This is a genomic window from Streptomyces sp. NPDC001770 (assembly GCF_053596135.1).
The window spans coordinates 1-6,868 of the sequence record NZ_JBSFFN010000085.1 but is presented as its reverse complement, the minus strand read 5'-3'; the positions used below and the strand labels follow the sequence as shown (position 1 = coordinate 6,868).

Annotated in this window: 3 protein-coding genes and 2 pseudogenes; all 5 read left to right on the top strand. The window is 67.7% G+C overall.

Going from position 1 to position 6,868, the window contains the following annotated elements; genetic code table 11:
- On the top strand, nucleotides 1-1,323 hold a 1,323-nt coding region (locus ACWCSV_RS34370; RefSeq protein WP_451149161.1), incomplete at its 5' end, for an MFS transporter.
- On the top strand, nucleotides 1,320-2,597 hold the full coding sequence (locus ACWCSV_RS34365; RefSeq protein ID WP_451149159.1) for an ATP-grasp domain-containing protein: 1,278 nt from the start codon (nucleotides 1,320-1,322) through the stop codon (nucleotides 2,595-2,597). The genes ACWCSV_RS34370 and ACWCSV_RS34365, both read left to right, overlap by 4 nt.
- On the top strand, nucleotides 2,594-3,781 hold the full coding sequence (locus tag ACWCSV_RS34360) for a GNAT family N-acetyltransferase (protein ID WP_451149157.1): 1,188 nt from the start codon (nucleotides 2,594-2,596) through the stop codon (nucleotides 3,779-3,781). The genes ACWCSV_RS34365 and ACWCSV_RS34360 overlap by 4 nt, the downstream gene beginning before the upstream one ends.
- 586 nt (nucleotides 3,782-4,367) lie before the next feature.
- Nucleotides 4,368-4,884, top strand: a pseudogene (locus ACWCSV_RS34355) (transposase); the annotation flags it as partial.
- A 339-nt stretch (nucleotides 4,885-5,223) separates the two neighbouring features.
- Nucleotides 5,224-5,670 (top strand): annotated as a pseudogene (locus tag ACWCSV_RS34350) (RHS repeat-associated core domain-containing protein); the annotation flags it as partial.
- Nucleotides 5,671-6,868: the final 1,198 nt, after the last annotated feature.

Here is a 6,868-nt window from a genome sequence, read left to right as displayed (position 1 = left end):
GTTCCGCCGACGATCCGGCCGACGATCCGGCCGACGGTTCCGCGGCCGGCGAGACCCCCGGGGCCCGCCGCGCTCGCGCGCCTGGCCGGAACCATGGTTCCGCTGGCGTTGCTGCTGACACTCGTCCAGTCGGGCCGCTCCCTCGCGGTCGGCGGCGGTGCGGGGGCCGCGTACGCCGTCGGCAGTGCCGTGGGAGGGCCCGTCATCGGACGGCTGATGGACCGCGTCGGCCCCGGCCGGGTGCTTCTCGGCACCGGGCCGGCCGCGGGTCTCGTCCTGGTCGCGGTCGCGCTCCGGGCCGAGGCGGCGTCAACGGGTGCGCTGCTTGCCGCCACGTGTGCGGCGGGGCTGACCACCGCACCGGTCGGCGCGTCGATGCGGGCGCTGTGGGGCGGGCTCGCGCAGGACGCCCGGCTTCGGCAGCGGGCCTACTCCTTCGAGGCGACGCTCAGCGAACTGCTGTTCATCCTCGGGCCGTCCGCCGTCACGGTGCTCGGCACTCTGCTGGGGGCCCGCGGTGCGCTGCTGGCCACGGCGGTCCTTCTGGGAGCCGGAGGCCTGGGATACGGACGGGCGACGGCCGTACGGACGCACGGCCCACGGCCCCGGCCCGGCGCCGGTCGGACCGAGAGGGCCCGGGACGGGGCGGGTTCCGGGCGGACCGCGGCCTCGGCCGTGCTGGCAGCCACAGCACTGACGGCGGCGCTGTCCAGCGGACTCGTGGTGGCGGTCACCGCGTCGCTGCGGGATCAGGGGTCGGCACCCGAACTCGCCGGAACTCTGGTCGCCCTCCAGTCCGCCGGAAGCGTGGTCGGCGGACTGCTCTACGGTGCCCGTGCCTTCGGGGGCACCACGTACCACCGATACGTGAGGCTGCTGGTCGTGCTGACCCTCGCGCTGGCCATCCTGCCGACGACGCGACTGGCGCACGACGCCGGTTTGTCGGCCTCCTGGGCACTCGTACTCCTGGGCGCCCTGCTGGTGCTCAGCGGCCTGCCGATCGCCCCGGCCGGGGCGGAGGAGTTCCAGCTCATCGGAGAAATGGCCGCCCAGGACAAGGCGACCCAGGCTTTCGCGGGCGCCGGCAGTGTCATCGCGATCGGCGGAGCGGCGGGCTCGGCCGTAACGGGCCTGGCCGCCGACCACCTGGGTGCGGCCGCGGCGCTCTGCCTGCCCGCCGTCTTCACGCTCGCCGCCCTCCTGGTGAGTCTGGCGGCCCGTACACCGATCACCCGAGCCGTCGCCGCCCCCGAGGCGGAGCACACCGAATCGTCGGCCCCGAACGTCCCGGCCGCCCCGAACAATGGAGAACCACACGCATGAGCACCGAATCCGGCGTACTCGCCGTCGTCGAGAGCCAGTTGTCGAACTTCGGGCTGACCCCGTTGCGCGCGGCCCACGAACTCGGTTTCCACACCGTGCTGGTGAGCAACGACCCGGACCGCTACCGCGTGGTCGGCATCGCCGAGGAGGTCTTCGCCAAGCACATCGACCAGATCGTCCAGGCGGACACCAACTCCGTGGAGAAGGTCGTCGCTGCCTTGCAGCCGTTCCACGCCGAGGGCCGCCTGCGGGGCGTGATGACGGTCACCGACTACAACATCCCCATCGTGGCCGAGGTGGCGGCCCGCTTCGGCCTGCCGGGCCTGTCCCCGGACGCCGCCCGCTCATGCCGGGACAAGCTGTTGATGCGGTACGCCTGCGAGGCGGCCGGTGTCGCCGCGCCGGGCTTCCACCGGGCCACGAGTGAGCAGGAAGCCCTCGACGCCGCGGACCGGTTCGGTTACCCGTGCGTGGTGAAGCCGATGACCGAGTCGGCCAGCATCGGCGTCACCCTGTGCCGTACGCCGGACGAGGTCCTCGCGGCCTACCGCGACATCAGCTCGGCGACGACCGACTTCCGCGGCCAGCCCAGGCGTCCCGGCGCGCTCGTGGAGGAGTACCTCCTCGGCTTCGAAGTGAGCGTCGAATCCGTTCTGGTGAACGGCGAACGGCGGGTCCTGGGCGTGACCGACAAGGCGCTCGGCCCCCACCCGTACTTCGTGGAAATGGGTGACACCTTCCCGTCGATGCTGTCGGCACCGGTGCGTGAGCAGTGCGCCGAGCTGGCCTGCCTGGCGCTGGAAGCGGTCGGTCACGACTTCGGCGCCGCGCACGTCGAGGTGAAGGTGACCGCCAAGGGCCCGTACATCGTCGAGGTCAACGGCCGTATGCCCGGCGCGGAGATCACCCAGCTCATCCGCGAGGCGACCGGCATCTACCTCCAGCGCGAAGTGGTCAGGCTCCACACGGGACAGTCCGCCGATCTCACGGCGACCCGTGACCTGGCCGCCGCCTCCCGCTACCTGGCCGCCCGCACCTCCGGCACCCTGACGGGGATCGGCGGCAGGGAACTGGCGCGGCGCGTCCCCGGAGTGGTCGATGTGGACCTGGAAGCCGGGCCGGGGGACCGGGTCCGCCCGGCCGAGAACAATCTCGATCTGCTGGGGTACGTCGTCGCGGTCGGCGACACCACTGGTGACGCGGTGCGCAGGGCGGAGGCGGCTGTGGGCCAGCTCACCCCGGTGATCGCCCCGGTGACGGGGGACGAGCGATGAGTGCCGAGCTCTGGACGGACCACCCCGAGACGGTGGACGTGGTCGTCCACCGAAGCCTGGAGGAGGTCGACACGGAGCGGTGGGACGCACTGCTCGGACCCCGCGGCTTCTACGCCGCGACCCCCTGGCTGCGGCACGCCGAGGGCACCGCCGCGACGCCGCCGTACTACTTCACCGCATTCGACGACCACGAGCCGGTCGGTGTCCTGACCGGCTACCCGCTGGAGCACGGCACCCCGTACGTCTTCTGCAGTCCGGGCCGGGTCATCGACACCATCCACCGCAGTGCCACGGGGGAAGAAGCCCTCTGGACGGCCGAGCTACTGCCCGCTCTGGCCTGTGGGGGCCGCAATCCCTCACACACCAAGGCAGGAGTGCTCGGCGGCTTGGACCGGGGCCGGCAGCGCGAGACGCTCTCGGCCCTGGTGCGGGCCGCCGAGCGGGAGGCCTGGGCGGCCGGCTTGCAGTCCGTGTCGTACCTGTACGTCGACGAGGACGACGATCTGCTGCGCGGTGTCCTCACGGACCACCAGTACCTCGCGCTGCCCGGCCAGACCGCGTACTCCATGCCGGTCCCCGAAGACGGCTCCTTCGACACCTACCTGGCGGGGTTCGAGCAGCGACGCCGTGTGAAGATCAAGCGGGAACTGCGTGCCCTGGACGAGGCGGGGGTCACCTATCTCACGCAGCCGCTCACCGCGGACATCATTGAGCAGCTGGCCCCCCTGGAGCTGGCGCTGTACGCCAAGCACGGCACCCCTGCCGACGCGGATGCCTTCAGAGCGGTCCTGCACAGCATCGCCGACCGCGCGGGTGCCGCGGCACGCGTCACCACCGCACACCTCGACGGACACCTGACAGGCTTCGTTCTCACGTTCACGCACCATGGCGAGATGTACGCCCGCCAGGCCGGATTCGACTACGAGGCGCAAGGCAAGCTGCCGCTCTACTTCGGCCTGGTCTACTACGAGTTGCTCCGGGCAGCGCTCACCGAGGGCCTTTCGCAGATTCACTACTCCACCGGGTCGGACCGGGTGAAACTCTCTCGTGGCTGTACTCCGCGGCGGCAGGTCGCCTATGTGAAGGCCCGCCGTCCAGAACTCATGGAACGACTGTCGCGACTCGCACAGCGCTGTGAGCCCTGCGCCATGCCGCGCGAGGCAGGGGGCGATGGCCGGGCATGAGCCGGTCCGGCCCAGGGCCGGAAACGGTCGCTCCGCCACGTTCCGGCGTGCGCGCTCGTCGAGGCCGGCCGAAGCCGGCCCGGCACCGCACCTCGGCCCGCACTCGCTCCCGCTCCCGCCGCCCTCGCTCCCGCCGCCCTCGGTACCCCGCCGCGCTCCGGCACTTCGTACGCGGCCTGAGCTGCAGGCAGAAGTCCAGCAACTGCTGGGCGTCAACTCCCTTCGGACTGCGGCGGCTGGGCCGGAAGCGGGAACCCCTGCGGCCGTCGTGGACGTGCCGGCAGACGACCACGAGAACATTCTGCGCGGGGCCGCGCGCAACGACGCCCTCGACGTCACCGCGCACCTGGCCGCGAGGGACATGGCCAACGACATCCGCGACAACCGGATCGACGGTGTCCAGGTGACAACGAGATCAGCGGCGAAACGGGCTACAGTGAAAAGCCCAATCTCGTCGTCATCGCGGCCGAACCCGACACCGGGCCTTGTGACCCCTGATGTTGGACACACGAGACACTGGATCGATCCCTGAGGATCTGAGAGCGGACGTCTCGTGGTGGTGAAGAACTATCCGCCGCAGTGCGAGCCGGACACGAAGTACGTCGGCGACATCACCTGCCTGCCCCTCGGCGGAGGGAAGTTCTGCTATCCGGCGGCCGTCATCGACCTCGCATCACGCCGTCTGGCCGGCTGGGCGATCGCCGACCACATGCGCGCGGACCTCGTCACCGACGCCCAGGCGGCAGCAGTCCGCACCCGCGGCGGTCTCGCCGGATCGATCATGCACACCGACCACGGAGCCCAGTACACGAGCAGGATTTTCGCCGAAGCTTGCAGGTCAGCGGGGGTTTGGCGAAGCATGAGCGCGGTTGGGTCCAGCGCGGACAGCGCACTCGCCGAGTCCTCCAACGCGACCTTCGAACGCGAGACCCTGCAAGGACGAAAGAGCCGGCCGACCGAGCGCGAGGCCCCGACTCGATGTCTTCCGACGGCCCCACCGCTACAAGGCCCTGCGCCGACACTCCCGCCTCGGACAACGATCACCGATCGCCTTCGAGAACGCCCTCCACCGCACACCAACTACGCCGGCACAGGCCGCATAGCCCCGTGTTCAGAGTGCTGGGTCAAGGCCCCGCACAACACTACCCGCGACAGCTGGACACCGTCGCCGCGGATCGCGTCAGGGAGGCCTGCCGGCGGCAGCGGGCGGCGGCGGTGCCGCCGGGCCCCGGGTGTCGAACCCCTACCAGAACCTGGCCGCTTCGTCCGTCGACGAGGGAGAGTAGAGCGGTGAAGGGCAGCGGCGTCGATGTCTCGTTGTGACGGGGTGGTGGCCCGGCTGACAGCCGGGCCACCACCCCGTTCATGACCTGGCATGTACTAGCTGATCTTCTGGTAGCCGTTCCAGCCGCTCCACCGGAAGCAGCACCCTTCCCGGGACCCGCAGCTTCGTCGGAGGAACCGCCGACCCCACCGGACTCACCCACCTCGGAGCCCGTGAGTACGATCCCGCCCTGGGACGCTTCATCTCCGTGGACCCCGTCATCGACATCGACGACCCCCTGCAGATGAACGCCTACGCCTACGCCAACAGCCGGCCCGTCACGGCATCTGACCCGGACGGTCAGATGTTCTGGGACGGCTTCTGGACCTACGCCAACAAAGCGGCCAAGGCGGGGAAAAAGCTGGTTCACCAAACCGTCAAGAAGGCAAAGAAAGCACTCGCCTCATACACGAACAAGTGGAACACGTTTTCCAGGGCCGCCTATTTCGTGAAGCCCGCGAAATCCGCCGCCGCGAAAAATGCTAAATCGGCAACCAATAAAGCTTCATCGACAATTCGAAAAAAGACGCACCCAAGAAGAAGAGTGGATTCTTCGGGGGTCTGAAGGGGCACTTTAGTGACGCCCTTGATAGTGTAAAAAATTCCAGCGTCGGAAAATTCGTGAGTAATCACTGGGAGGGCATCAAACTTGGCGTGACAGTCGTTGGCTTCGGTGCGTGCCTCGTCGTCTCGGCTGGTGCATGCATGGCCGTAGGGGTGATTGGAGCGACAATCTCATACGGAGGTGATGCCATGAAAACCGGAAAGATGGACTGGGCAGGCTACGGAAAGTCGCTTGCCTGGACGGTCGGTGGTGGTGCTGTGGCAGGGGTCGCAGCTCGCGGAATGGGAGCAGCCAACTGGAAGGGAGCTTTCACTGGCAACGCTATTGAGCGGGCCACAGTGAAAATCCCTGCATACCGAACGAAGCTGGGTGTCGGATCGGGAGTGGGGGGTGGAGTCAAGGGGTGGGCCACTCAGTCTGCCAAGGTCGTGGACCCCGGCCGGACGGCACTGAACATCGGAATTAATTCGCAACTCTCGCTGGGATTGTGCGGAGCCGGTAGTGCCAGCTTCGCCACAGGGCATGGATGTTGAAATGCAGAGCGCCAGAGGTTCGAGTGAATCATCGAAACGCATCCTGCGCCGCCGCTCATGGGTCGTGATGAACTGGCTCTCCATTAGCGCGGTCTGGGGCCTTTACTCCTTGACTCTGCCAGTGTTCTTGGAGAACGAGAACTACTCGGACGTTTTCTTTGTGGCGGCCGCATTCGCCACAGTTACAGCATTCGTACGGAGAATCTGCAGCTGTAAGGTCGTGTTGCGCGCTGAAGTGATTGCGGTGGAGAACCCCGTATTCACCTATCGGGTACCTCCCGGTATCGTTAGGAGTGTAGACACTTCATCTTCCGGCGGAGTGACGATCCGAACTCAGCATGAATCCGTTCAGGTTTTCGCATTCGGCGGCTCCGTCGTGGATTCCATATTCAAGACGAGCGAAAAAGCAGCCTCAGTTATGCGAAAAAGGCTGAAAACTGACGAAAAGGGAAAGAGGGGTGGACAGATGTCAACCATGACACGGCATGTACGTCACTGCTGGTCAGCCGATATCCTGCTCATCTTGGCCGCGATATCTGCGGTAGCCGGTGCCATCGTAAAACTCAGCTGAACAGCGGCGGATCTTTTCGCCATGCCCGAGGGCCTGGAGGAGGACGCCGAGGACTTCCAGGCGCAGATCGCCAAGGCCGCCCTGATGATCATCC

Coding starts and splice junctions, on each gene's coding strand:
- ACWCSV_RS34365 (WP_451149159.1), top strand. CDS start 1,320: ATGAGCACCGAATCCGGCGTACTCGCCGTCGTCGAGAGCCAGTTGTCG.
- ACWCSV_RS34360 (WP_451149157.1), top strand. CDS start 2,594: ATGAGTGCCGAGCTCTGGACGGACCACCCCGAGACGGTGGACGTGGTC.